Source organism: Mesorhizobium tamadayense (assembly GCF_003863365.1).
GTDB lineage: Bacteria > Pseudomonadota > Alphaproteobacteria > Rhizobiales > Rhizobiaceae > Mesorhizobium > Mesorhizobium tamadayense.
The window spans coordinates 51,957-73,108 of record NZ_RQXT01000038.1 but is presented as its reverse complement, the minus strand read 5'-3'; the positions used below and the strand labels follow the sequence as shown (position 1 = coordinate 73,108).

The window sequence follows — 21,152 nt, the reverse complement described above, 5'->3', positions numbered from 1 at the left end:
GAGGCTCCGAGCCCTTCGCCTACTGCACCGAGCCGACCAGCACCTGTTGGCCATCGCGGATCGAGACCCAGCGGCCGGTGTTGTCGATCGCCTGGCGCTTGAGATAGCGGTAGCCGGTCGCATCCCAGGCCTTGACCCTGTCGGTCAGATTGTCGAGGACGTAGTCGCCCTTGTCGGTGCGCACCGTCAGCACGGAATGGCCTTCGCCGTCCGGCTTGCGCACGACGGTGATCAAAAGATCGGCAAGCGACATGCCCATGCGGTAGAGCTGGCGCCGCTTCTCCAGCACATAGTCCTCGCAATCGCCAAAGCCGTTGTCCGGATAGGTCCAGACCTCGTCCTTGCCGTAATTGTCCAGATCGCTCATCGGCTTGACGGCGGCGTTGACCCTGGCGGTCACATTGGTCAGCCTGTGCCAGAGCACGTCGGTCATCTTGGCCGGCTCGAGATTGGCCGGGCGAATGTTGCATTCGCTCGCGCGCGTTTTGCAGAAATCATAGTGCCCGATCGGCTGCGATGTCAGGCCGCCCGTGGTCATGGCGCCAGCCGCCCAAGCCGGCACCGCCCAGTGAGCCGAGATCGCCAGCCCTGCGACTGCGCACAAGCGCAGCGTCCGCGCCATCGGTGAGGAGTTCATTGTCCCCCGGTCCGCCCTGTTCTTTTATTAACGAAACGTTAAAGGGGATCTACAGTCCGTGTCAATTAGAGACAACAGCTAGTTTTGCGGCATGGTTACTTCGGCGATCCCGACAGCGGCTATTTCGCAACAGGGCTGTCGGGCAAGCACCCAAAGCCGCCATGCGGCGGCTGGTTCGCGTCCCGCATCCACTCAGCTCTTGGCCGAGCGGACCAGCTTCGGCTTGGCGGCCACCCGGGTCTGGCGGCCATAGCTGGCGATGAAGTCGACGATGCGCGGCACGATCTCCGACCGGAACCGCGAGCCGTTGAAGACGCCGTAATGGCCGACGGCCGGTTGCATGTAGTGGGCTTGCCTGTCGGCCGGGATGTTGACGCAAAGGTCGTGCGCGGCCTGGGTCTGGCCGAGGCCGGAAATGTCGTCGTTCTCGCCCTCGACCGTGAGCAGGGCGACGTTGCGGATGGCGCGCGGATCGACGGCCTCGCCGCGATGCGTCATCTCGCCCTTCGGCAGGGCGTGGCGCACGAACACCGTGTCGACGGTCTGCAGGTAGAACTCCGCCGTCAGGTCCATCACCGCCAGATATTCATCATAGAAGTCGCGGTGCCTCTCGGCGTTGTCGCCATCGTTTTTCACAAGGTGCATGAAGAAGTCCTTGTGGGCGATGATGTGGCGGTCGAGGTTCATGCTCATGAAACCCGAAAGCTGCAGGAAGCCGGGATAGACCTCGCGGCCGAAGCCGGGCACCGGCCAGGGCGCCCGCATGATGACGTTGTCGCGGAACCAGGCGATGCCTTTTTCCTCCGCGAGCAGGTTGACCGCTGTCGGGTTGCGTCGGGTGTCGATCGGACCGCCCATCAGCGTCATGGTCGACGGCACGAAGGGGTCGCCGCGCTTTTCCATCAGCGCCACCGCCGCCAGCACCGGCACCGAGGGCTGGCAGACCGCCATCACATGGGTGTCGGGGCCGAGCGCGTGGAACATGTCGATGACGTAGTCGATATAGTCGTCGAGATCGAAGCTGCCCTGCGATAGCGGCACCATGCGGGCGTCGACCCAGTCGGTGATGTGCACGTCGGCGTGAGGAAGCATCGCCTCGACCGTGCCGCGCAGCAGTGTCGCGTAATGGCCGGACATCGGCGCCACGATCAAGAGCTTCGGATCGGGCTTGCGGCCCGCAGGCAGCGAGCGCTCGAAGCGGACGAGGTTGCCGAACGGCTTCGACCAGACGGTTCGTTCGGTGACGTCGACGGTCTTCCAGTCGACCACGGTCTTGGTCAGGCCGAATTGCGGCTTGCCGTAGCGGCGCGTGGTGCGCTCGAACAGCTCGGCGGTCGCCGCGACCGAGCGCCCGAAGGACGTGTGCGAAACCGGGTTGAGCGGGTTTGAATAGAACAGCCGCACCGCGTCGGCGTAGAGGCGGGCGGGCTGCAGCGCCGCATGGTTGAGTTCGTAGAGCTGGTAGAACATCGAGAACCCCGCTGCTGCCTGGCGACCAAAGGGACGACGAGCAGCGCCGAGCCTTGAATGTCTCGCGGCGAGGTTAACAAGATATTGTTGCCATGCAATACGTCATGTTGCGTGACGAATGCGTCTTTCGTCTAAACTGTTGAAAATCGGCCCTGAGCGGCGGAGCCGGCTCAATGTGCAGTGCCGAAACACGAAGGAAATGTGTCCGGCCCTGTTGCCGGACACAGCAAAACCCTCAGACGCGCGCCATGCACACGGCTGTGTGGCCTGAACCGATGAAGCCGAGTTGGCCGGCGGCGCCGCGGGACAGGTCGAGCACGCGCCCCCGGACGAACGGTCCGCGGTCGTTGATGCGCACGACCACGCTGCGGCCGTTGTTCTTATTGGTGACCCTGAGCTTGGTGCCGAACGGCAAGCTGCGGTGGGCTGCGGTCAGCGCGGCGGGGTTCATGCGCTCGCCCGAAGCGGTTCTGGAATGCAGCGCGTACCAGGAAGCGCGGCCGCATTGCGCGGCGGCCGAGGAGGCGGTCGAGGCGCCAGCCATCAGGCCAGCCGCGACCGTTGCCGCGACAAACGCGGTGCGGGTGGTTTTCTTCATCTTTTAGGGGTGGGCTCCGTTTATAGACAACCCGCCGTAGGTACCGAATGAGGCGGGAAATGCGGCAACCGTCTGGCGGTTCCATGGCAAAAGCACACGTTTGGAGTCGCCTCGAAACAGTTTGTCATGACATTTCCGGCGCGCGCGGGCGTATTCTTTGTGAAGATTGAGCCGATTTGCGGGACGTCTTGAGTAGGGTCGGCCGTCAATCCGCAAGTAGAAGGGGGAGCGATTGCTTCGCTTCCTTTCGCTTCTCTATTGCGCGTGCGTTCCAGTGAAGGATCGACTTTCCAGGGGGATTTCGTTGATGCGACTGATCAGGACTTTGCTGGCACTGATCGTGCTGGCGATCGGCGTTTTGTGGTCGCTGCAGGGCCTTGGGCTGGTCCACGGCAGCTTCATGACCGGCCAGAGGGAATGGCTCTATATCGGGCTCGTCACCATGCTGGTCGGCCTGCTCGGCCTCGGCTGGGCGAACCGCTCGCGCATCTGACCGGGGCGCGGTCGTGAGGCGATGCGTTCGCCGCGATCTGGCCGAGGAATGCGGGCAGCACAAGGGTGAGATCGGTAGTGATCCTTCACCCCCTTCTGGCCGGCAGGCCAGAAGGGGGTGCTGTCCCGCCGGCGTTTCAAAGCGTCTTCACCGCAACGCTGGGCCAATCTCCAGGATTTGCTCCCTGGGCGCCACATCCAACCGGACGGACGGCGCCCCGACACCTTTAGGCGGCCTTCGCCGCCGGCTTGGCCGTCTTGACGTGGGTCACGCTGCGGCGGCCGTCGACGCTGACCGGCACGTCGCCGTCGACGGTGGCGCGGCGCACGATCCGGTTCTGGTCGCCATAGTCGTTCACCGCGTAATGCTGGGTGGCCCGATTGTCCCAGATCGCGACGTCGCCGGCCTGCCACCGCCACCGCACGGTGTTCTCGGGCGTGGTCACATAGGTCTGGAACAGCTCGTAGAGTTTCGCGGAGTCGCTCTTCGACAGGCCGACGAAGCGCTGGACGAAGTTGCCCAAAAGCAGCGATCGCTCCCCGGTTTCCGGATGCACGCGCACGACAGGGTGCTCGGTTTCGTAGACGGTCGAGGTGAAGACCTCTTCGAAATGTCTCCTTTCCTCGGCGGTGGCGCGAGGCCGCACGGCGGCGTAGTCGTAGGCGTTGCTATGAATGGCCCAGAGATTGTCCGCCAGCAGCTTGAGCGGCGCCGGCAGGCTTTCATAGGCGGCATGGGTGTTGGACCAGATGGTATCGCCTCCGGCCGCGGGTATGACGACGCCGCGAAGGACGGAGAATTTCGGATAGGCGTCCACGAAGGTGACGTCCGTGTGCCATTGGTCCGCGCGGCCGCCGCCGCGGCTCGAATCCAGATTGAGGATCGAGGCCGTGCCCGCCACCGGCCCTTGCGTGGGATGAGGCACAAGATCGCCCAGGCGCCGCGCGAACAGCTCGTGCTCGGAATCGTCGAGATGGTCCTGGCCGCGGAAGAAGACGACCTTGTGCTTCAAAAGCAGCTGGTTGATCGCCGCTACGGCGGCATCCGACAGGCTTCCGCCAAGGCGGATGCCCCTGATTTCCGCCCCCACGCGGGCGGTCAGCGGAATGACATCGGTCGCGGGGATGATCTGGTCGACAAGGGCTGGGTTGCTCATGGAAATCTCCTGGTTGCTTTGAGGAAAAAGGCAAGGTCCGCGGGGCTGATCACTGCGCCCAGTACTGCCAGGCCCAGTAGAAACTCTCGTCGCGCGGCGGCAGGCGGTCGCGCTCTGCGTCCAGTTGCACCGGCGCCGGCGATTTCGGTTCTTCCCGGGGCGTCTCCGGCGCTCCGGTTTCTTTTGTCCTGGCAAGCAGCCAGTTGCCGACCTGGGCGAAAAGCACTGCGGTGGAATGGGTCATCGTCATTCTCCTTGGCTCAGATCATTCCCGCCCCGCCCAGGGAACCAGCGCGCGCTCGATCCTGCGGATGACGAACTCCAGCGCGAAGGCGATCGTCGCGATCACCAGGATGCCCATCACCACCACGTCGGTGACCAGGAACTGCGCCGCCGACTGGATCATGAAGCCGAGCCCGCGCGTCGCCGCCACCAGCTCGGCCGCCACCAGCGTCGACCAGCCGGCGCCGAGCGCGATGCGCAGTCCGGTGAGGATCGAGGGCAGCGCGCTGGGTAGCACGACATGGCGCACGACCTGTCCGCGCGTCGCGCCCAGCGAACGCGCCGCGTCGATGCGCTCGCGCGAGACGCCGCGCACGCCGGCGGCGGTCGACAGCGCCACCGGCGCCAGCATGGCAATCGCAATCACCAGGACCTTCGACGGCTCGCCGATGCCGAACCAGATGACGATCAGGGGCAGGTAGGCGAGCGGCGGGATCGGCCGCAGGAATTCGAGCAGTGGATCGAACACGCCGCGCCCGACCTTGCTGATGCCGATGGCGAGCCCCACCGGGACGCCGACGCCGATCGCCGCGATCAGCGCGGCGAAAACCCGCCACAGACTGGCGGCGACATGCTGGGTGAGCGTCGCGTCGACGAAACCGTCGCGGGCGACCACGACGAGCTTTGTCCAGACGGCGGCAGGCGAGGGAAGAAAGACGGGCGACACCAGCTGCAGTTCAGCCGATACCGTCCATGCCGCCAGCAGCGCGAGAAGGGTGAGAGCGCTGATCGGCCGCGCCGAGACGCCCGTCCGCTTCGGCCGCGGCCGTGACCACGGCACCGAAAGACCGTCTTTCTCGCCGGCTTCTGCTGTCGGCCGCTCCGTGTAGCTGCCAACGCTCATGCCGCCTCTCCTTCGAAGATCGCATCGGTCAGGTCCGCGCGGGCTGCGGCAAAAGCCGGATCCGCCTTGATCGCGCGAATCGGCTCGCCGGCCGCATAGCGGCGGCCGAAATGGGTTTCGAAGGTCCGCACCACGTGGCCGGGTCCGGGCGCCAGCACGACGATGCGGGTGGCAAGCACCAGTGCCTCCTCGATGCCGTGCGTCACCATCAGCACGCCGACTTGGGCTGCCGTCCAGAGGTCGAGCAGGGTGGTTTGCATGCGTTCGCGCGTCAGCGCATCGAGCGCGCCCAGCGGCTCGTCGAGGAGAAGGAATTCGGGCTCGGCGGCGAGCGCCCGGGCAAGCCCGACGCGCTGGCGCATGCCGCCGGAGAGCTCCCAGATACGCTTGTCGCCGGCATTGTCGAGCTTGACCAGCTTGAGCAATTCGTCGGCGCGCCGCGCCCGCCTGTCCGCAGGCACGCCGCGCAGCCTGAGCGTGAAAGCGACGTTTTCGCGCGCGGTCAGCCAGGGAAACAGCGCATCGTTCTGGAAGACCACGGCGCGGTCCGGCCCGGGCGCGGTGATCGGCCGGCCGCCGATCGTTGCCCGGCCGCGCGCGGGTTCCACCAGACCGGCGGCGACGTTGAGCAGCGAGGTCTTGCCGCAGCCGGAGCGACCGACGAGCACGACGAAATCGCCCTTGCCGACGTCGAGCGAAACGCGTTCGACCGCCGGCGCGGGCTGGCCGTCATAGTGGACCGTGACCTTGTCGAGCGTCAGATGCGGCATTGGACCCGAGCCTCCGCTGCTGGATCGAAAAAGGGGCGCCTGCCCCGAAGCCGCTCCTCGTAAGCGTTCCGGGGCAGGCAAGCGCAAGGCCAGGGAAGAAGGGCCGCGCTGTCTCATCTCAACCTCAGTTCGAGGCAAGCGCCTCGCTGGCATATTTGGTCGATACGTATTTCGAGTAGTCGGGCAGCACCGCGTCGATCTTGCCCTGCTCCTTGAGGAAGGCGGACGTCGCCGCGATCGCCTTGACCGTGGCGCCGCCGAGGAATTTGTCCGAGGCCTGCTCGTCCAGCGTCGGGAAGACATAGCCCTTGAGCAGGTCCGGCACCTCTTCCAGCTTGGCGCCGGTCAGCTTGGCGATCTTGCCGGCCTCGGGCGAGGACACCGACCAGGCTTCGGGTTTGGCCAGGTACCGGGCATAGGCTTCGCCGGTCACCTTGACGAAGTCGCGCACCGCCTCGGGGTGCTTCTCGGCGAAGTCGCTGCGCACGATCCAGGCATCGAAGGTCGGCGCGCCCCAAGCGGCCACTTGCGAGGAGTCCAGCACCACTTTGCCGGACGTCTTGATCTGGCCGAGCGCCGGGTCCCAGACATAGGCCGCGTCGATGTCGCCGCGTGCGAAGGCGGCGGCGATTTCCGGCGGCCTGAGATTGAGGATCTCGACCGCCTTCGGATCGACGCCTTCATGCTTCAGCGCCGCAAGCAGGCTGTAATGCGTGGTCGACACGAAAGGCACGGCCACCTTCTTGCCGGCGAGGTCGGCGACCTTCTCGATGCCGCCGCCGTTGCGGGCGACCAGCGCTTCCGACGGGCCGATCAGCCCGACCACGAAGATGGTCTGGATCGGCAGCTCGCGGCTGGCGGCCGCAGCCAGCGGGCTCGATCCGACATAGCCGATATCGACCGAGCCGGAGGCGATCGCCGCGATGACGTCGGCGCCGGAATCGAATTTGCGCCAGTCGATCGCGGCCTTGGTCGCTTTTTCAAACACGCCGTCGGCCTGCGGCACTTTCGAAGGCTCGACCACCGTTTGGTAGCCGATGGTGATTTTTAGGTCTTCCGCCGCGGCCGGACCGAGCAGGGCGGCGCCCGCGAGCGCGGCGGACGACAGAAGCAGAATGCGTCGTGAGATGTTTGACATGAAGGCTCCCGCCAAAAGAGAAAACCGGATTGCCTTTCTATCGTCGCCTAATCCTATCGGGTTTGTAGAGTTAAATCCTTCCAACCGGGCGGGTTTTCTTGGAAAAGTGTCGGCTAGTTCCGGCGGCGGAAGCGGAAAAGGATGGTCGCCGATGTTCTGCCGGAGACTGTGCTAGGCCCGTTAGACGCAGCGTTCCTTCACACCCCCCTCTGGCCTGCCGGCCATCTCCCCGCAAGGGGGGAAATTGGCAGCCTCGTCGACCGGCGCTCTTCCTCCAACGTTGGCGATTGGCGAAAGCGACAGCGACGTCCGATCTCCCCCCTTGCGGGGGAGATGGCCGGCAGGCCAGAGGGGGATGCTGTCCCGCCAGTGTTTCGAATTTCCCTGCGCTGCACGACGCTCGAATTCCAGAGTATTCGCAACGTCGCGTCGTTCTTGCTCCTTCCTAGATGAGGAAGTCATGGTTCCCGCGGCGCAACGAAAATCCCTGCACCAACTTCCCTTGGTAAATCCATGCCTCAGATAGCGGCGGAATTGGAACGAGGTTCCGTGTGCGAACGGGTTAGTATAGTAATCTTATCAAGATTGGGAGTTGAGAGAACGATGCGCAACCTTCGAATCCGCATTCCGGCGATCGTTCGTGGAATCGGCCAGGCGCCGCTGCTGCCGGCCGGCGCCGCCTTGCGCCTGTTCGCGGAACCCGTCTCTGCCTGATCGCCAAATCATCAACAACTCCGGCTTGCAGCCATGATTGGACGCGGCAACTCCATCATCATTGTCGGCGGCGGCGCCAGCGGCGTCGTGCTGGCCGCGCATCTCTTGAAATCGCCCAGTCCGGACCTCCGCGTGACGCTGATCGAGAAGCGCCCGCATTTCGGCCAGGGCATGGCCTATTCGACGCTGCTTTCCGCGCATGTGCTCAATGTCAACGCCTCCGGCATGAGCGCCTATGCCGACGACCCGGGCAATTTCGCGCGCTGGGTGCTGGAGCGCGGTCTCGCCAAGCCGGACCAGGGACCGTTCTACGCGCCGCGCAGCCTCTATGCCCGCTATCTGAAAGAGCTGCTCGACGATCTCGAGGAATGCGAGCGCGAGACCGGAAGGCTGCGGCTGATCCGCGAGGAGAGCGTGTCGATCTCGCCGACCCCGTCGGGCGTCGAGGTGGCCTTGGCCAACGGCACCAGCGTCGTCGGCCATCTCGCCGTGCTCGCCACCGGCCATGACGAGCAGCCGGGCGCCTTCCAGGGCCGTGCCATCCGAATGGGTTCGGAGGCCGACACCGCGCTCGACACTGAGGCTCCGGTCCTGGTGCTCGGCACGGGCTTGAGCATGGTCGATGCCTTCCTGTCGCTCGAGCAGCGCGGCCATCGCGGCGAGATCATAGCTGTGTCGCGGCGCGGCCTGCTGCCCTCGCCGCACCGCAAGGGCAACCCGATCAAGCTCGACGTCGCCGATATTCCGCTCGGCACCCAGCTCTCCTATTTCGTCGGCTGGTTCCGCAATCTCATCCGCGAGAACCAGAAAAGCGGCGGCGACTGGCGCGACGTGGTCGACGGCTTGAGACCCTTCAACCAGAAGATCTGGCAGAACTGGCCGTCTTCAGCCAAGCGCCGCTTCGTCGAGCACACCAAGGCCTGGTGGGATATCCATCGCCACCGCATGGCGCCGGAAGTCTATGAGCGCGTCACCGAAGCGGTCCGCTCGAGCCGCATCCGCCTCGTCGCGGGCCGGGTCGTGGACATCGAGCCGGACGGCGGCTTCACCGTCCAGATCCAGCAGCGCGGCACGCAGGCGCTCGAAACGCTCGAAGTCGCCCGCATCTATGACTGCATGGGCATCGCCCGCGACATCTCGACCACCTCGAACGGCGTCGTGCGCTCGCTGGTCGAGCGCGGCCTGGCGCGGCCGGATCCGCTTCGCCTCGGCCTCGACGTGACAGCCAGATGCGAGCTGATCGCGGCCGACGGCACGGTGTCGTCAAAACTTCTCGCCGTCGGGCCGCTGACGCGCGGCACCTTCTTCGAGATCGACGCCATCCCAGACATCCGCGTCCAGTGCGCCAGGCTGAGCGAGCAGTTGCTGGGCTAGCGGGTTGGCTCGGCGTCAGCGGCCAAGCGCCTCGCACACCAACCGCGCGGTTTCGGCTCCGGAGAAATTCTGCTGGCCGGTGATGAGATTGCCGTCCCGCACGGCAAAGCCGCGCCACAAGCCGGCCTGGACATAGTTGGCGCCGATCGCCTTGAGCTCGTCCTCGATCCGCCACGGCATCAGGTGCTTGCCGCGTTCAAGCGCACCCATCTCCCAGGTCGCCTTGTCTGCAAAGTCCTCCTCGATATTGGCAAAGCCGGTCACTGTCCTGCCGGCGGCGAGCAGCGTACCGTCGGCGCGCCTGGCGTAGCGCAGGATGGCGGTGCCATGGCACAACGCGGCGGCCACTTTGCCGGCCTCGTGGAAGGCGACGAATGTCTGCTGCAGCCCGGTCGCGCGCTCATAGGTGAACATCGGCGACTGGCCGCCGGCGACGACGATCGCGTCGAAGCGCTCGACGTTGATCTCGGCCACCGGCTGCGTATTGTCGACCAGTGCCGAGAGTTTCGGGCTCGAAATGAAGCCGAGCGAGATGAGGTCTGCCTCCGAATAGCCCGATGGATCGCGCGGGTCGCTTAGTGCATCGGCCTCGCACTTGCCGCCGTCCGGCGAAAAGATCTCGACTTGATAGCCGCGCTCGGTGAAGGCGAACCATGGATGGGTGAGCTCGCTCCACCAGAAGCCGACCAGCCATCCGGTCGTGGTCGAGACAGCCGGATTGGCGATGACGATCGCCACCCGCTTCGGCTTTCGCGCATTGACCGGATTGGCATCCTGCACACTCATCGTTGTTCTCCTTGTGAAGCTGTTGCCGACAAAACCGGCTGTGGCAACCCGCCCAGATGGGCGAGCAATTTCTGCTTCCGTCGCAGCCGCGCCTTGCCTACCATCGGCGCATGACCCAACGCGGTAGACTTTATGGCTGTCCGGTCGAGTTCGCCCTCGATGCGCTCGGAGGCAAGTGGAAGACGGTGATTCTGGCGCGGATCAAGGAGCAGCCGCTGCGCTATTCCGAACTGCGCCGCATGATCCCTTCGCTCTCTGACAAGATGCTGACCCAACGCCTGGCCGACCTCGTCGAGATCCGTTTCGTCGTGCTTGAAACGTCGCCCGACGGCAAGGCGCGCTACGCTTTGACCGAGCGCGGCCGCGACCTCGCCGCAGCGCTCCAGGCGCTCTATGACTGGGGCAGCGTGCATGGACGGGCCGAGGGCGTGCGCTTCCGCACCGACATCGAGGCCGCCGCCTAGAGCAATTCCAGGAAGAGCGTGAAGCGGTCGGGCTCGGCGACTTCGCCGCAGCCTTCGTCCGGAATTGCGTTGAAACAAGACAAGGGCGCTTCCCTCAGGCCGCGCCGGCGAGCGCGCCGCAGAAGCCCGCGACATCGGTGATGATGGCTTCGCCAAGGAAGCGGAGCGTCGCCATCGAACGGTCGCGCGCTTGTCCGTTACCGAAGCCGCACGCGTCCTCGATCACCAGAGCGGCAAAGCCGTTGTCGGTTGCTTGGCGCACCGTCGGCTCGATGCCGATCTCCAAGGCGATGCCGGCGAGCGCGACGGCGCGCACACCGCAGTCGCGGAGGGCAAAGCCGAGCGCGGTAGAATCGAAGGCCGACATGGTCAGCTTGTCGAACACCGGCTCATCCGCGCGCGGCGCGAGCTCGGGCACGATCCGCGTCGCTTCGGCGTCGCGCAGGAACCAAGGCTCGACCGCATCGGGGTCGTCGCGCCGCTGCCAGGTCATGGCGGTACGCAGTTGCATGGCGCCCATCCATTTCTTCGGCAGGGACAGGTGGCGGGTGAACGCCACCCGCATGCCGGCCGAGCGCGCCGCTTCGAGCGCCGTCCCGGTGCGCTCGATGATCGCCGCAGCGTCCGCGATCTGGCGGCAGATGCCGATCTGCATATCGTAGACGACCAGCGCCATGCGCCGCGGATCGCACCACTCGGCCAGGCTGGCCGGGATCTCGATACCCTCGCTCGACTGGATCATGCCGCCGTCCGATCCCAAGGCTTGGCGATGTCGATGGTCGGATCGAACAGGAATTCGAGCGGCAGCGGCGCGTCGAAGGCGATGAAATGCCATTCCAGCAGCCCGGCCTTGGACAGCGGGAAATCGTCCGTATAGCGCCTTGCCTCCTCGACGCTGTCGAGCTCGAAGACGATGATAACGCCGCCGACATCGGCACGCGCATAGTTCTCGCGCACGATGCCTGTCTTCCAAAGCCGCCAGACATTCGAGACCTCGTCGCGCAGATAGGGCCTGAGGTCGTCGAGCGTGACGCCGGGCTTGAAATTGTCATAGGCAAGAATCTTCATCGGCCGTTCCTCGCGTTGCTGTTCGCCCCGTGCAGCGTCCGGCTAGCATGTCGGAATCGGCACCGGCAACGAACGACATGGTTCGTTGAAACAGCCGTTCGATTGGCCTCGGCCGGCCTTTGGCGCCTGGATGGCGTTCTGGGGCAATCGCGGCGCGCCGCCGATCGTGAAGGTGTTGCGAATGTCTGGCCTCGGCAATCCGGACATTCTCGTCGAGATCGACGGTCAGGCGGCGGTTGAGGCATAATCTCCCCCTCAAGAGGGGAGATTGAGCGCCGGTGAAATTCCATTCCCCCACTCGCCGCCGGGTTGGCACGATCTATCTTCTTTCCGGAGGCAAAGGGCTGGAAAAGACGCTCGTGCGCGATGCGTGAACCCGGAATGGTTCCGGCCGGCATCGTGCGCGAGATTGCCGGGACTGGTCACCCGCGTCGAACTTGCTTCCATGGAGGGTCCGAGATGAGCGTGCACAGGAAACCGGCGCCCGAGGGCGCGGAAAGCACTTTGTCGCGGCTGCGCCCGCCTTACGCCTCGGTGCTCGACCTGATCGGCCAGACGCCGGTCGTCGAGCTGACCAAATTCGACACCGGCCAGTGCCGGCTGTTCGTCAAGCTCGAAAGCCAGAATCCCGGCGGCTCGATCAAGGACCGCATCGCGCTGTCGATGATCGCCGCGGCCGAGAAGGACGGCAGGCTGAAGCGCGGCGGCACCATCGTCGAGGCGACCGCCGGCAACACCGGCCTCGGCCTCGCCCAGGTCGGCATCCCGAAAGGCTACCGCATCATCCTCGTCGTGCCCGACAAGATGTCGCGCGAGAAGATCCAGCACCTGCGCGCTTTAGGCGCCGAGGTGCGCATGACCCGCTCCGATGTCGGCAAGGGCCATCCCGAATACTACCAGGACATGGCCGAGAAGATCGCCGCCGAGTTGCCCGGCGCCTTCTATGCCAACCAGTTCGCCAATCCGGCCAACCCGCTGGCGCACGAGACCACGACCGGGCCGGAAATCCTTGCCCAGCTTGACGGTCACGTCGACGCGGTGGTGGTCGGCGTCGGCTCCGGCGGCACGCTCACCGGGCTCGGCCGCTACTTCGCCAAGGCGTCACCCAAGACCGAGATGGTGCTGGCCGATCCGGTCGGTTCGGTGCTGGCGCCGCTGATCAAGACCGGCAAGATGGTAGAGGCCGGCAGCTGGACCGTCGAAGGCATCGGCGAGGATTTCGTGCCGCCCAACGCCGATCTGTCGCTGGTCAAGAAAGCCTATTCGATCCCCGACAAGCAAAGCATGCTGGCGGTGCGCGACCTGCTGTCGAAGGAAGGCATCCTCGCCGGCTCGTCCTCCGGCACGCTTCTTTCGGCCGCGCTCCGCTATTGCCGCGAGCAGACTTCCGCCAAGCGCGTCGTCACCTTCGTCTGCGACAGCGGCAACAAGTACCTTTCCAAGGTGTTCGACGACATCTGGCTGGCCGAGCAGGGCCTCGACGAGCATGAGCAGCATGGCGATCTCCGCGATCTGGTCATGCGCTCGCACCGCACCGGCGACACGGTCTGGGTCGGCCCGGAGGAGAGCCTGCTCAACGCCTATGGCCGCATGCGCCGCTCCGACGTCTCGCAATTGCCGGTGCTCGACGACGGCAAGCTGGTCGGCATCGTCGACGAAAGCGATATCCTGGCCAAGGTCGACGGCCCCTATGACGGCCGCTGGGACCGCTTCAACGCGCCGGTGCGCACGGCCATGACCTCGACCTTGCACACGCTGCAGGCCAGCCAGACGCTCGATGCGCTCCTTCCCGTTTTCGACCGCAACGAGGTTGCCATCGTCTTCGATGGCGAGGAGTTTATCGGCCTGATAACCCGTATCGACCTGATCAACCATCTGAGGCGCCGCGCAAAATGACCACATCCGGCAGGAACCGCCTGGCCTTTTCCACCCGCGCCATCCATGGCGGCCAGAGCCACGACCCGCTGACCGGCGCGGTGATGGTGCCAATCTACGCCACCTCCACCTACGGCCAGCAGTCGCCCGGCGTGCACAAGGGCTTTGAATATGCCCGCAGCCAGAACCCGACGCGCTTTGCCTTCGAGCGCGCCGTGGCCGACCTCGAGAGCGGAACCAAAGCCTTCGCCTTCGCCTCGGGCCTGGCGGCGATCTCGACCGTGCTGGAGCTGCTCGATGCCGGCGCCCACATCGTCGCCACCGACGACATCTATGGCGGTTCGTTCCGCTTGATGGAGCGGGTCCGCAAGCGCTCGGCGGGCCTCAAGGTCAGCTTCGCCGACTTCACCGATCTGGCCGCCGTCGAAGCCGCGATCCGGCCGGAAACAAAACTGCTCTGGGTCGAGACGCCGACCAACCCGCTGCTGCGCATCGTCGATCTCGAAGCGGTCGCTGCGCTGGCCAGGCGCAAAGGCCTGCTCACGGTCGCCGACAACACTTTTGCCAGCCCTTACATCCAGCGGCCGCTGGAGCTCGGCATCGACATCGTCGTGCATTCGACGACGAAATACTTGAATGGCCATTCCGACATGGTCGGCGGCGTGGCGGTCGTCGGCGACGACAAGGACCTCGCTGAGCGGCTAAAATTCCTGCAGAACGCCATCGGCGCGATCTCCGGCCCGTTCGACAGTTTTTTGGCGCTGCGCGGCATCAAGACCCTGGCGCTCAGAATGGAGCGCCATTCCGCCAACGGCCTGAAGATTGCGCAGTGGCTGGAAGGCCGCAAGGACGTGCGCCGCGTGATCTATCCGGGGCTTTCCAGCCATCCGCAGCACGAGATCGCCAAGCGCCAGATGCACGCCTTCGGCGGCATGATCTCGGTCGATCTCGACCGCGATCTTGCCGGGACAAAACGCTTCCTCGAACGCACGCAGCTCTTCACGCTGGCCGAAAGCCTCGGCGGCGTCGAAAGCCTGATCGAGCACCCGGCGCTGATGACCCACGGCTCGATCCCCGTCGAAAAGCGCGGTGAGATCGGCATTTCCGATTCGCTGGTGCGGCTGTCGGCGGGCATCGAGGACGGCTATGATCTGATCGCGGATCTGGACCAGGCGCTGGGGGGGTAGCCGGCCGTCCCCATCGCGCGGCGACCCGCCGTCGCGGGCTAAACACCATTCGTTGTGATCCTTCGCGCCGGCGTGACGTATATGATCGCCGAGACGCCACTTGCAGACCGCAACCTACAATCTAAACTGTGCCGGCTTGCGATCTCCGGAGGCGTCATGCGCGTGATCGTGTTGGGTGGCGGCGTCGTCGGCGTCACCACCGCTTATCAGCTGCAGAAGGACGGGCATGAGGTTGTGATCCTCGATCGCCAGGCTCAAGTCGCCGCCGAGACCAGCTGGGGCAATGCCGGCATGATCGCGCCCGGCCATTCCTTTGTCTGGTCGTCGCCCAAGGCGCCGATGATCCTGTTGAAATCGCTCCTGCTGAAGGACCAGGCGCTGCGCTTCAAGCTCTCGGCCGATCCAAGGCTCTATAGCTGGTCGTGGCTGTTCCTGATGGAATGCACGGCCGAGAAGGCCAGACGCAACACGCTGCTCAAGCATCGCCTTGCCGCCTATTCGCAATCGGTCCTGCACGAGGTCATCGCCGATGAGCAGATAGACTACGACCGCAACGACCGCGGCATCGTCTATTTCCACCGCAGCCAGCAGGCGCTCGACAAGGGCGTCGAGCACATGAAGCTGCTGGAATCCGACGGGCAGGAGATCAGGGTGCTCGACCGCGACGGCGTCGTCGCGCTCGATCCATCGCTGGCCTCTGCCCGGGATAAAATCGCCGGCGGCATCTATTGTCCGACCGACGAGACCGGCGATCCGGCGAAATTCACCCGCGCGCTCGCCGCCAAGATCGTCGAACGCGGCGGCGAAATCCGCACCGGCACGACCATCACCGGCATCGAGACCTCGGGCGACGGCGTCACCCAGGTGCTGACCGACAAAGGCGAGTTCAAGGGCGACGCCTATGTGCTGGCGCTCGGCTCCTACAGCCCGCTGATTGCGGAGGCGATCGGCATCGGCCTGCCGATCTACCCGATCAAGGGCTATTCGCTGACCATTCCGGTCGGCAACCGGCCGCATCCGCCGACCATCGCTTCGGTCGACGAGCACAATCTGGTTGCCATCTCGCGCTTCGGCGACCGCATCCGCGTTACCGCCACGGCGGAATTCGCCGGCTACGACACCAGCCACAAGCCGGCCGACTTCGCCTTCATGAAGGGCGTGACGCAGGAGCTTTATCCCGAGGGCGCCGACTATGACCGCGCCGAGATGTGGGCGGGCCTGAGGCCGATGACGCCGAACAACCTGCCCGAGTTCGGACGCCGACGCCTGCGCAACCTCTATCTCAACACCGGGCACGGCCACATCGGCTGGACCATGTCGCACGGCTCGGCCAGCATCACCGCCGATCTGATCGCCGGCCGCCAGCCGGCCATCTCGATGGATGGGCTTTTGAACTGAACGCAGGGTCCCCGACAGGGCCCGAACGGGGTCGACAAGAAAGAGAATGCCATGTCCGTCAGCGCAGCCGCTGCCCGCCTTCACCCTTCAGGACCGGTCGATCCCAGGCCAGTCGATCTGGGCGTATTGCCGTCGGAGCTCGATGGCGGCCTTGCCTCGCGCGCGGCGATCGGGCTTGCGATCCTCGCCACCGACCAGACGCTGGAGCATGAATTCCGCGCGCTGGTGCGCATTCCGGGCGTCGCCTTCTACGAGGCGCGTCTCTTCAACGACAACGACATCACGCCCGACACGCTGCGCGCCATCGGCCCGCGGATCGCGCCGACCGTCGACCTCATCCTGCCCAGCGTTCCGCTCGACGTCGTCGGCTTCGGCTGCACCTCCGCCACCATGACGCTCGGCGAGGAGGCCGTGTTCGCCGAAATCAGGAAGGCGCGGCCGGGCGTCGCCTGCACCACGCCAGTCACCGGCGCGCTTGCCGCCTTCAAGGCGCTCGGCGCCAAGGGCATCGGCCTGCTGACGCCCTACGCGCCTGAGATCAACCGCGGCCTGGTCAGCTATTTCACCGGACGGGGCCTCGACATATCAGCCGTCGCCACCTTCGACCGGCGCGACGACCGCGAGGCGGCCCGCATCTCGCTCGCTTCGATCGAGGCGGCGGCCGAGCGAATGGCGGCGGTGCCGGGGGTGGACGCCATCTTCATCTCCTGCACCAGCCTGCGCGTCGCCGAGGCGGTGGCGGGGCTGGAACGGCGCATCGGCATTCCCGTCACCTCCTCGAACCACGCGATGGCCTGGCACTGCCTCCGGCTCGCCGGGGTCGACGACGTCGTGCCGGCCGGCGGCCGGCTGTTCGCGCTGCCCGCCGGCTGACGTCAAGGACGCAGGACGCGTTCTTTAAGCGGCTTTCTTGCGAAGGCGGGCTGCCTCTATCCTATCGAGCACGACCTTCTGGTTCGTCGTGGCACGGCTCGGATCGGCCGGCTTGTGCCAGATATGCAGTACCTCTGTGGCCCAGGTGCCGGCGCGCCGGATGATACCCTTGTCCTGCAATCGGAAGACGAAGTCGGCATCCTCGTAGCCCCAGCCCGTGAAGGTCTCGTCGAAGCTGCCGACGGAAAGCGCATCGCTTTTCCAGCACGCGAGATTGCAGCCCTTGATGCGCCGGAAGACGAGGAACGATAATCCGACATCGGCCGCCAGGGCAGCCGCACGAAAAACGCGACGATCTTGGAAATATCGCCTTTCAAGCGGTGGCGCAGGATGTTCCGGCGGAAGGCCTGATGGCTCCACGTCCCTGCCGCCAGCAATTGCTGGCTAAATTCCTGACCAAGCAGGACGCGGCTACCGGTGACGAGGTAGTTCGGCCTGGCCAGCGCACGATGCCGAGCGACGAAGTCGGGCTGCAGGATGCAGTCGCCGTCGATGAAGATCAGATAGGAGGCGCAGGCCTCGGTTATGGCCTTGTTGAGGATCGCGGCGCGGCGAAAGCCGACATCCTCATGCCAGACATGCTTGACGGGGATCGATGAAGCGCCGGCAAAGGCTTTGACCACGTCGGCTGTGTCCGGGCGCGAACCATCGTCGGCGACGATAATTTCGAAGCGGCGCTCGCTCTGGCCGGCGAGCGACTGGAGACTGAGTTTCAGTGCTTCCGGCCAGTTGTAAGTGTTGACGATCACCGAAACCGATATAGCTTCGGGCGGGGTCATGAAAATGTCCCCGCCGTTTCTTGCCGTTGATAAAAACTGTTCTGGATAAAGCCGCGACAACGCGGTCTTCCGCGCGAAAACATGGCGCGGACCATCCCCCCAAGCATTCTCTATACCCCACCAAGAAACCCCACCGTCTTCTATTGGTGTCGAATGGCTTTCGTCAATATCATTAGAGTTCTCTTAGGTATGGAGCGGTAAAATCGGAGAAGTGCCGAGGCCCGCAGATTTTGCCCGTGACAGGTTTCCGCCGCCTCGTTCCACGGCGCGAGAACACATCGGCCGGCCGCGTGCGCCCCACGAAGCTGGTTGGCTTGCCGGTCGGGTGGCCGCCGGCCGCGGTTCCGAAACTTTCGGAATCCGCTGGCGTTAACGGTTCCGGAAAAGGTTGCTTAATGCTTCGCTACTATGTCCCGCCTCGGGAGGCATGACAAAGTGAGCGCGATGAAAGACAGCCCCGAAAAGCGCAACGAATGGCGCGCCATTTTCTACGTGCAGGCGCGTGTCGCGATCCTGTTTGTCCCGATCATTGTCAGTCTTCTGATCATCGGCGCGCTTGCCGGCCGCGATCCCGACGCCATCGACCGGACCGTCACCAGCTCGGTGAAATAGGCGGCGCCCCCAGCGGCGAGGGTTCGACTGGCTGGCGCGTTGATCTGCCGTTGGTCAACGCCCCATGAGCATTTAGTCATTCTTCCACGGCAGCGGCGCATTCATCAGTCGGCTCAACCTTTCGCTGGGCTTTGACGGCGCATCAAGCAGGGTGACTAACTCCGCATAAGCTTCCGGCGCGACCGCGATAAGCGTGCGATCGAGCACCTCATTCAACTCAACACGGGTGTCAGATATCCGCTTGCGAGCTTTGTTTGAGGGCTTGTTCTTCATCAGTCGGCACCCTCAATCGATCACACATGTTGATACCCCTCCTGTTGAGGCTGAATGATTCTCAGATCAAGGTGGCGGATGGTGTGGTTGCGGAGGTCGCGGACTGCATTGATTACGGAAGGGGAGTTTTGGAACAGGTAGGCTCCGGTCGGCTGACGGTCGATCAGGAGGCGCTTCTGTCTGATTTGCACATAGATCCAATTGACGGGGATGTTCAGCCGTGCGGCCAATTGTGTGGCGCTCAGCGAAGTGGCCTTGTGGGTCCATCGGTTGCGCTGTGTCGTTATCCTGATCCCGGCGCCGAGCCGGATCCGCTGCACGGTGATCGGCAGGACCTTTTCGGCGCAATTGGGCGAGCGGTGCCCCTCCTGGGTGAGGACGGCGGCAATCTCATCATCAGGCATGCCGGCTATTGCGAGATCGAGCAGACGCGCACGCATTTCTTCACCGCGCGTGAGCTTGGCGACGGAGTTGACCTTCATCTTGACCTCAAGTTCCGTGACCGCGCCGCCTCGCCAGACAATTCTGGCCACAGCAACATCGTGCTCGCCGCGATCGAGAACGACTTTTTCGACCAGACACCGCAACAGCGCCTTGCGATGCGCGTCCGTCGTGGCGTCGTCCGCCCAGATTTGCGGCAGGCGACCGGAAAGGGTGACGACCTTGCTGTTGAGGGTTTTGCCCAGCGCCATTTGCATGACGGGCTCGGCCGAAGCTTGCCGGGCAAGGGCTTCTTCGGCAGCGCGAACCTCGCTCAACGCCGCTTCCCATCTACGCTCGAGTTCGCCGGCGACAAGACGATTGTCCGGATCGACGCGGTTGAACTGGCGCTCGGCCAACGCTGCAGTATAGCGCTTGCGCTCAAGCTCACGTTCCGCGCTGCTGCGCAGGGCCTTTTCGACCTGCTGTTGCGCCCGGCGGGCTCGCGACAGCGCATCAATCTCGGCAGGCGCCAGCGCCGCCAAGAATGCGTCGGCCACAGCGGCATCCACGCGTGAAGCGCGGATGTGCTGGCAGGCCGGCAAGCCAGTGTGGGAGCGCAGATGATTGCACACATACTCTCCGCCACCTTTGTAGCGAACGTACATCTTGTGGCCGCACCGCCCGCACCAGACGATGCCATGCAGCAGAAGCTCGCCGTTGCGGGGAGCACCTCTCGTCTTGATGCGCATGTATTCGGCTCGGTTGTCTCGCACTTCACGGATATTCTCATAGGTTGGCCAGTCGATGTAAGGCGGATATCGGTCCTTCACGACGATCCGCCATTCATCGATCGGCCGCGCCACCTTTGCCGGCGAACCGCCTTCGCACGCGGTGGCACTGGGCCTGGTTCGTCCATAGACAAAGGCACCGGCATAAGCGGGGTTCTTCAGGATTGCCGCCACCGCCGAGACCGTCGCTCGCGCCCAGCGCAGCTCGCCGTGCCGGTCTCGGCGCGGCAAAGCCAGGCCCCGATCGTTCAGCACACGCATAACTTTGGCAACGGTGCGGAACTTCAGGAATGTCTGGAACACAAGCTCAAGCCGTTCCTGAACGGCAAGATCCGGATCTTTGACAACCACCCCGCTCGGATCGCGCGTCAAGCCTACTTGCAGCATGAGGGCAAGCTCGCCGCGCTCGGCCTTGGCAAGCAGACCAGCCGTCAGACGGCTGCGGATCGTATGCAGCTCGAGCTCTGAGATCGTTCCCTTCAGGCCGAGAAGCAGGCGGCCATTGGCGCTGCCGGGATCATAAACGCCATCGCGATCGGCAATAAGGCAGCCGCGCAGGCCGCAGATATCCAGGAGCGGGTACCAATCTGAACAGTTGCGCGCCAACCGCGTCACATCGATCGATAGGATCAACCCGATCTCGCTGAGGCCAACCCGTCCGACGAGTTCCTTGAAGCCATTCCGTTTTGCAGCAGACGCTGCGCTCAAGCCGAGATCGGCATCGATGACATCGACGCGGGATTGGGCCGCTCTGCGTCGTTGTTCGCTCGCCAAGGTCGATGAAAACCTCGTCGACATAACACCAGCCCCAGCCTTCGGGCGGATCGTAGCCATCGATGATCGGATGCTGGGTGGCATGAAAATGCTTGGTGGCGTGGCGATTGGGCGAGTCGTCGCAGCAGCCGACATGGCCGCAGGTGCGGCAGAGCCTGAGATGCACCCACTAGGATCCGCTCTTCAGGCATTCCTCGCAGCCGAGCGCGCTCGGCGTCACGTCCTGGATGTCGCCCGTATGCCTGCATTCGTCCATCACGATCTCCGCCGGTTCACGGATGGAGCCATCCCGCGATCGTAGCGCCGCGATCATCAG

The 21,152-nt window shown here is 64.6% G+C and carries 22 protein-coding genes and 2 pseudogenes; 8 read left to right on the top strand and 16 right to left on the bottom strand.

Going from position 1 to position 21,152, the window contains the following annotated elements:
• Nucleotides 1-19: 19 nt before the first annotated feature.
• The 3 genes from EH240_RS25675 to EH240_RS25665 all read right to left on the bottom strand — a co-directional run bounded on the left by EH240_RS25675 (nucleotide 20) and on the right by EH240_RS25665 (nucleotide 2,705).
• Entirely contained in the window at nucleotides 20-637 is a 618-nt protein-coding gene (locus EH240_RS25675; protein WP_125003844.1) for a transglutaminase-like cysteine peptidase, read from the bottom strand.
• Between the two features lie 192 nt (nucleotides 638-829).
• Complete coding sequence (locus EH240_RS25670; RefSeq protein ID WP_125003842.1) at nucleotides 830-2,107, bottom strand: polyhydroxyalkanoate depolymerase; 1,278 nt, start codon at nucleotides 2,105-2,107, stop codon at nucleotides 830-832.
• Nucleotides 2,108-2,342: 235 nt separating this feature from the next.
• Nucleotides 2,343-2,705, bottom strand: a complete 363-nt coding sequence (locus EH240_RS25665) for a septal ring lytic transglycosylase RlpA family protein (RefSeq protein WP_125003840.1) — start codon at nucleotides 2,703-2,705, stop codon at nucleotides 2,343-2,345.
• Nucleotides 2,706-3,012: 307 nt separating this feature from the next.
• Between EH240_RS25665 and EH240_RS25660 the strand changes: the two genes are divergently transcribed.
• Nucleotides 3,013-3,198 carry a hypothetical protein gene (locus tag EH240_RS25660; RefSeq protein ID WP_125003838.1) on the top strand — a complete coding sequence of 62 codons (186 nt, stop codon included), beginning with the start codon at nucleotides 3,013-3,015 and terminating at the stop codon, nucleotides 3,196-3,198.
• 226 nt (nucleotides 3,199-3,424) lie between these two features.
• Here the strand turns inward: EH240_RS25660 and EH240_RS25655 are convergent, their stop codons facing one another.
• From EH240_RS25655 to tauA, 5 genes are all read right to left on the bottom strand, one after another.
• A complete protein-coding gene (locus EH240_RS25655) occupies nucleotides 3,425-4,354 on the bottom strand; it encodes a TauD/TfdA dioxygenase family protein (RefSeq protein WP_125003836.1) in 930 nt (309 codons plus the stop codon).
• Nucleotides 4,355-4,403: 49 nt separating this feature from the next.
• Nucleotides 4,404-4,598: a hypothetical protein gene (locus EH240_RS25650; protein ID WP_125003834.1), complete on the bottom strand. Its 195-nt coding sequence runs from the start codon at nucleotides 4,596-4,598 to the stop codon at nucleotides 4,404-4,406.
• 21 nt (nucleotides 4,599-4,619) lie between these two features.
• The gene (locus EH240_RS25645) at nucleotides 4,620-5,480 is read right to left on the bottom strand and encodes an ABC transporter permease subunit (RefSeq protein ID WP_125003832.1); all 861 of its coding nucleotides are present in this window, start codon (nucleotides 5,478-5,480) and stop codon (nucleotides 4,620-4,622) included.
• On the bottom strand, nucleotides 5,477-6,250 hold the full coding sequence (locus EH240_RS25640; protein WP_125003830.1) for a taurine ABC transporter ATP-binding protein: 774 nt from the start codon (nucleotides 6,248-6,250) through the stop codon (nucleotides 5,477-5,479). Before EH240_RS25640 ends, EH240_RS25645 begins: the two co-directional genes overlap by 4 nt.
• Nucleotides 6,251-6,374: 124 nt before the next feature.
• Nucleotides 6,375-7,388, bottom strand: coding sequence for a taurine ABC transporter substrate-binding protein (tauA, locus tag EH240_RS25635; protein ID WP_125003828.1), 1,014 nt, complete (start codon nucleotides 7,386-7,388; stop codon nucleotides 6,375-6,377).
• Between the two features lie 747 nt (nucleotides 7,389-8,135).
• Between tauA and EH240_RS25630 the strand changes: the two genes are divergently transcribed.
• The gene (locus EH240_RS25630; RefSeq protein ID WP_125003826.1) at nucleotides 8,136-9,476 is read left to right on the top strand and encodes an FAD/NAD(P)-binding protein; all 1,341 of its coding nucleotides are present in this window, start codon (nucleotides 8,136-8,138) and stop codon (nucleotides 9,474-9,476) included.
• A 15-nt stretch (nucleotides 9,477-9,491) separates the two neighbouring features.
• On the opposite strand, the gene EH240_RS25625 is transcribed toward EH240_RS25630, so the two are convergent.
• Nucleotides 9,492-10,262, bottom strand: a complete 771-nt coding sequence (locus tag EH240_RS25625; protein ID WP_125003824.1) for a type 1 glutamine amidotransferase domain-containing protein — start codon at nucleotides 10,260-10,262, stop codon at nucleotides 9,492-9,494.
• 56 nt (nucleotides 10,263-10,318) lie between these two features.
• Here EH240_RS25625 and EH240_RS25620 point away from each other — a divergent pair, with 56 nt between their 5' ends.
• On the top strand, nucleotides 10,319-10,726 hold the full coding sequence (locus EH240_RS25620) for a winged helix-turn-helix transcriptional regulator (protein ID WP_245436362.1): 408 nt from the start codon (nucleotides 10,319-10,321) through the stop codon (nucleotides 10,724-10,726).
• Nucleotides 10,727-10,820: 94 nt separating this feature from the next.
• Here the strand turns inward: EH240_RS25620 and EH240_RS25615 are convergent, their stop codons facing one another.
• Together EH240_RS25615 and EH240_RS25610 are read right to left on the bottom strand one after the other, a co-directional pair.
• Nucleotides 10,821-11,468: a cysteine hydrolase family protein gene (locus EH240_RS25615; protein ID WP_125003820.1), complete on the bottom strand. Its 648-nt coding sequence runs from the start codon at nucleotides 11,466-11,468 to the stop codon at nucleotides 10,821-10,823.
• Nucleotides 11,465-11,794: a hypothetical protein gene (locus tag EH240_RS25610; protein WP_125003818.1), complete on the bottom strand. Its 330-nt coding sequence runs from the start codon at nucleotides 11,792-11,794 to the stop codon at nucleotides 11,465-11,467. The genes EH240_RS25615 and EH240_RS25610 overlap by 4 nt, the downstream gene beginning before the upstream one ends.
• Before the next feature lie 459 nt (nucleotides 11,795-12,253).
• Between EH240_RS25610 and EH240_RS25605 the strand changes: the two genes are divergently transcribed.
• The 4 genes from EH240_RS25605 to EH240_RS25590 all read left to right on the top strand — a co-directional run bounded on the left by EH240_RS25605 (nucleotide 12,254) and on the right by EH240_RS25590 (nucleotide 17,127).
• Nucleotides 12,254-13,690 carry a pyridoxal-phosphate dependent enzyme gene (locus EH240_RS25605; protein WP_125003816.1) on the top strand — a complete coding sequence of 479 codons (1,437 nt, stop codon included), beginning with the start codon at nucleotides 12,254-12,256 and terminating at the stop codon, nucleotides 13,688-13,690.
• Nucleotides 13,687-14,856: a cystathionine gamma-synthase gene (locus EH240_RS25600; protein WP_125003814.1), complete on the top strand. Its 1,170-nt coding sequence runs from the start codon at nucleotides 13,687-13,689 to the stop codon at nucleotides 14,854-14,856. Before EH240_RS25605 ends, EH240_RS25600 begins: the two co-directional genes overlap by 4 nt.
• A gap of 156 nt (nucleotides 14,857-15,012) precedes the next feature.
• Nucleotides 15,013-16,254 carry a D-amino acid dehydrogenase gene (locus EH240_RS25595; protein ID WP_125003812.1) on the top strand — a complete coding sequence of 414 codons (1,242 nt, stop codon included), beginning with the start codon at nucleotides 15,013-15,015 and terminating at the stop codon, nucleotides 16,252-16,254.
• A gap of 51 nt (nucleotides 16,255-16,305) precedes the next feature.
• On the top strand, nucleotides 16,306-17,127 hold the full coding sequence (locus EH240_RS25590; protein WP_125003810.1) for a maleate cis-trans isomerase family protein: 822 nt from the start codon (nucleotides 16,306-16,308) through the stop codon (nucleotides 17,125-17,127).
• Nucleotides 17,128-17,151: 24 nt separating this feature from the next.
• On the opposite strand, the gene EH240_RS40155 is transcribed toward EH240_RS25590, so the two are convergent.
• Nucleotides 17,152-17,547, bottom strand: a complete 396-nt coding sequence (locus EH240_RS40155; RefSeq protein ID WP_425374834.1) for a galactosyltransferase-related protein — start codon at nucleotides 17,545-17,547, stop codon at nucleotides 17,152-17,154.
• A gap of 14 nt (nucleotides 17,548-17,561) precedes the next feature.
• Nucleotides 17,562-17,966: pseudogene (locus EH240_RS40150) on the bottom strand (glycosyltransferase); the annotation flags it as partial.
• A gap of 435 nt (nucleotides 17,967-18,401) precedes the next feature.
• Between EH240_RS40150 and EH240_RS38150 the strand changes: the two are divergent.
• Nucleotides 18,402-18,578: a hypothetical protein gene (locus EH240_RS38150; RefSeq protein ID WP_167484153.1), complete on the top strand. Its 177-nt coding sequence runs from the start codon at nucleotides 18,402-18,404 to the stop codon at nucleotides 18,576-18,578.
• A gap of 72 nt (nucleotides 18,579-18,650) precedes the next feature.
• Here the strand turns inward: EH240_RS38150 and EH240_RS25580 are convergent, their stop codons facing one another.
• From EH240_RS25580 to EH240_RS25570, 3 genes and pseudogenes are all read right to left on the bottom strand, one after another.
• A complete protein-coding gene (locus EH240_RS25580) occupies nucleotides 18,651-18,851 on the bottom strand; it encodes a type II toxin -antitoxin system TacA 1-like antitoxin (RefSeq protein WP_125003808.1) in 201 nt (66 codons plus the stop codon).
• Nucleotides 18,852-18,871: 20 nt separating this feature from the next.
• Complete coding sequence (locus EH240_RS25575) at nucleotides 18,872-20,896, bottom strand: recombinase family protein (RefSeq protein WP_245436360.1); 2,025 nt, start codon at nucleotides 20,894-20,896, stop codon at nucleotides 18,872-18,874.
• Nucleotides 20,796-21,092: pseudogene (locus EH240_RS25570) on the bottom strand (UBP-type zinc finger domain-containing protein); the annotation flags it as partial. The pseudogene EH240_RS25570 and the gene EH240_RS25575, both read right to left, overlap by 101 nt.
• Between the last annotated feature and the right edge of the window lie 60 nt (nucleotides 21,093-21,152).

Excerpts from the sequence above, each read along its gene's own strand:
- EH240_RS25640 (WP_125003830.1), bottom strand. The coding sequence starts at position 6,250 with ATGCCGCATCTGACGCTCGACAAGGTCACGGTCCACTATGACGGCCAG.
- EH240_RS25645 (WP_125003832.1), bottom strand. The coding sequence starts at position 5,480 with ATGAGCGTTGGCAGCTACACGGAGCGGCCGACAGCAGAAGCCGGCGAG.
- EH240_RS25670 (WP_125003842.1), bottom strand. The coding sequence starts at position 2,107 with ATGTTCTACCAGCTCTACGAACTCAACCATGCGGCGCTGCAGCCCGCC.
- EH240_RS25665 (WP_125003840.1), bottom strand. The coding sequence starts at position 2,705 with ATGAAGAAAACCACCCGCACCGCGTTTGTCGCGGCAACGGTCGCGGCT.
- EH240_RS25675 (WP_125003844.1), bottom strand. The coding sequence starts at position 637 with ATGAACTCCTCACCGATGGCGCGGACGCTGCGCTTGTGCGCAGTCGCA.
- EH240_RS25575 (WP_245436360.1), bottom strand. The coding sequence starts at position 20,896 with ATGGCTACGATCCGCCCGAAGGCTGGGGCTGGTGTTATGTCGACGAGG.
- EH240_RS25580 (WP_125003808.1), bottom strand. The coding sequence starts at position 18,851 with ATGAAGAACAAGCCCTCAAACAAAGCTCGCAAGCGGATATCTGACACC.
- EH240_RS25630 (WP_125003826.1), top strand. The coding sequence starts at position 8,136 with ATGATTGGACGCGGCAACTCCATCATCATTGTCGGCGGCGGCGCCAGC.
- EH240_RS25625 (WP_125003824.1), bottom strand. The coding sequence starts at position 10,262 with ATGAGTGTGCAGGATGCCAATCCGGTCAATGCGCGAAAGCCGAAGCGG.
- EH240_RS25655 (WP_125003836.1), bottom strand. The coding sequence starts at position 4,354 with ATGAGCAACCCAGCCCTTGTCGACCAGATCATCCCCGCGACCGATGTC.
- EH240_RS25610 (WP_125003818.1), bottom strand. The coding sequence starts at position 11,794 with ATGAAGATTCTTGCCTATGACAATTTCAAGCCCGGCGTCACGCTCGAC.
- tauA (WP_125003828.1), bottom strand. The coding sequence starts at position 7,388 with ATGTCAAACATCTCACGACGCATTCTGCTTCTGTCGTCCGCCGCGCTC.
- EH240_RS25590 (WP_125003810.1), top strand. The coding sequence starts at position 16,306 with ATGTCCGTCAGCGCAGCCGCTGCCCGCCTTCACCCTTCAGGACCGGTC.
- EH240_RS25620 (WP_245436362.1), top strand. The coding sequence starts at position 10,319 with ATGGGCGAGCAATTTCTGCTTCCGTCGCAGCCGCGCCTTGCCTACCAT.
- EH240_RS25660 (WP_125003838.1), top strand. The coding sequence starts at position 3,013 with ATGCGACTGATCAGGACTTTGCTGGCACTGATCGTGCTGGCGATCGGC.
- EH240_RS25650 (WP_125003834.1), bottom strand. The coding sequence starts at position 4,598 with ATGACCCATTCCACCGCAGTGCTTTTCGCCCAGGTCGGCAACTGGCTG.
- EH240_RS25615 (WP_125003820.1), bottom strand. The coding sequence starts at position 11,468 with ATGATCCAGTCGAGCGAGGGTATCGAGATCCCGGCCAGCCTGGCCGAG.
- EH240_RS25600 (WP_125003814.1), top strand. The coding sequence starts at position 13,687 with ATGACCACATCCGGCAGGAACCGCCTGGCCTTTTCCACCCGCGCCATC.
- EH240_RS25595 (WP_125003812.1), top strand. The coding sequence starts at position 15,013 with ATGCGCGTGATCGTGTTGGGTGGCGGCGTCGTCGGCGTCACCACCGCT.
- EH240_RS25605 (WP_125003816.1), top strand. The coding sequence starts at position 12,254 with ATGAGCGTGCACAGGAAACCGGCGCCCGAGGGCGCGGAAAGCACTTTG.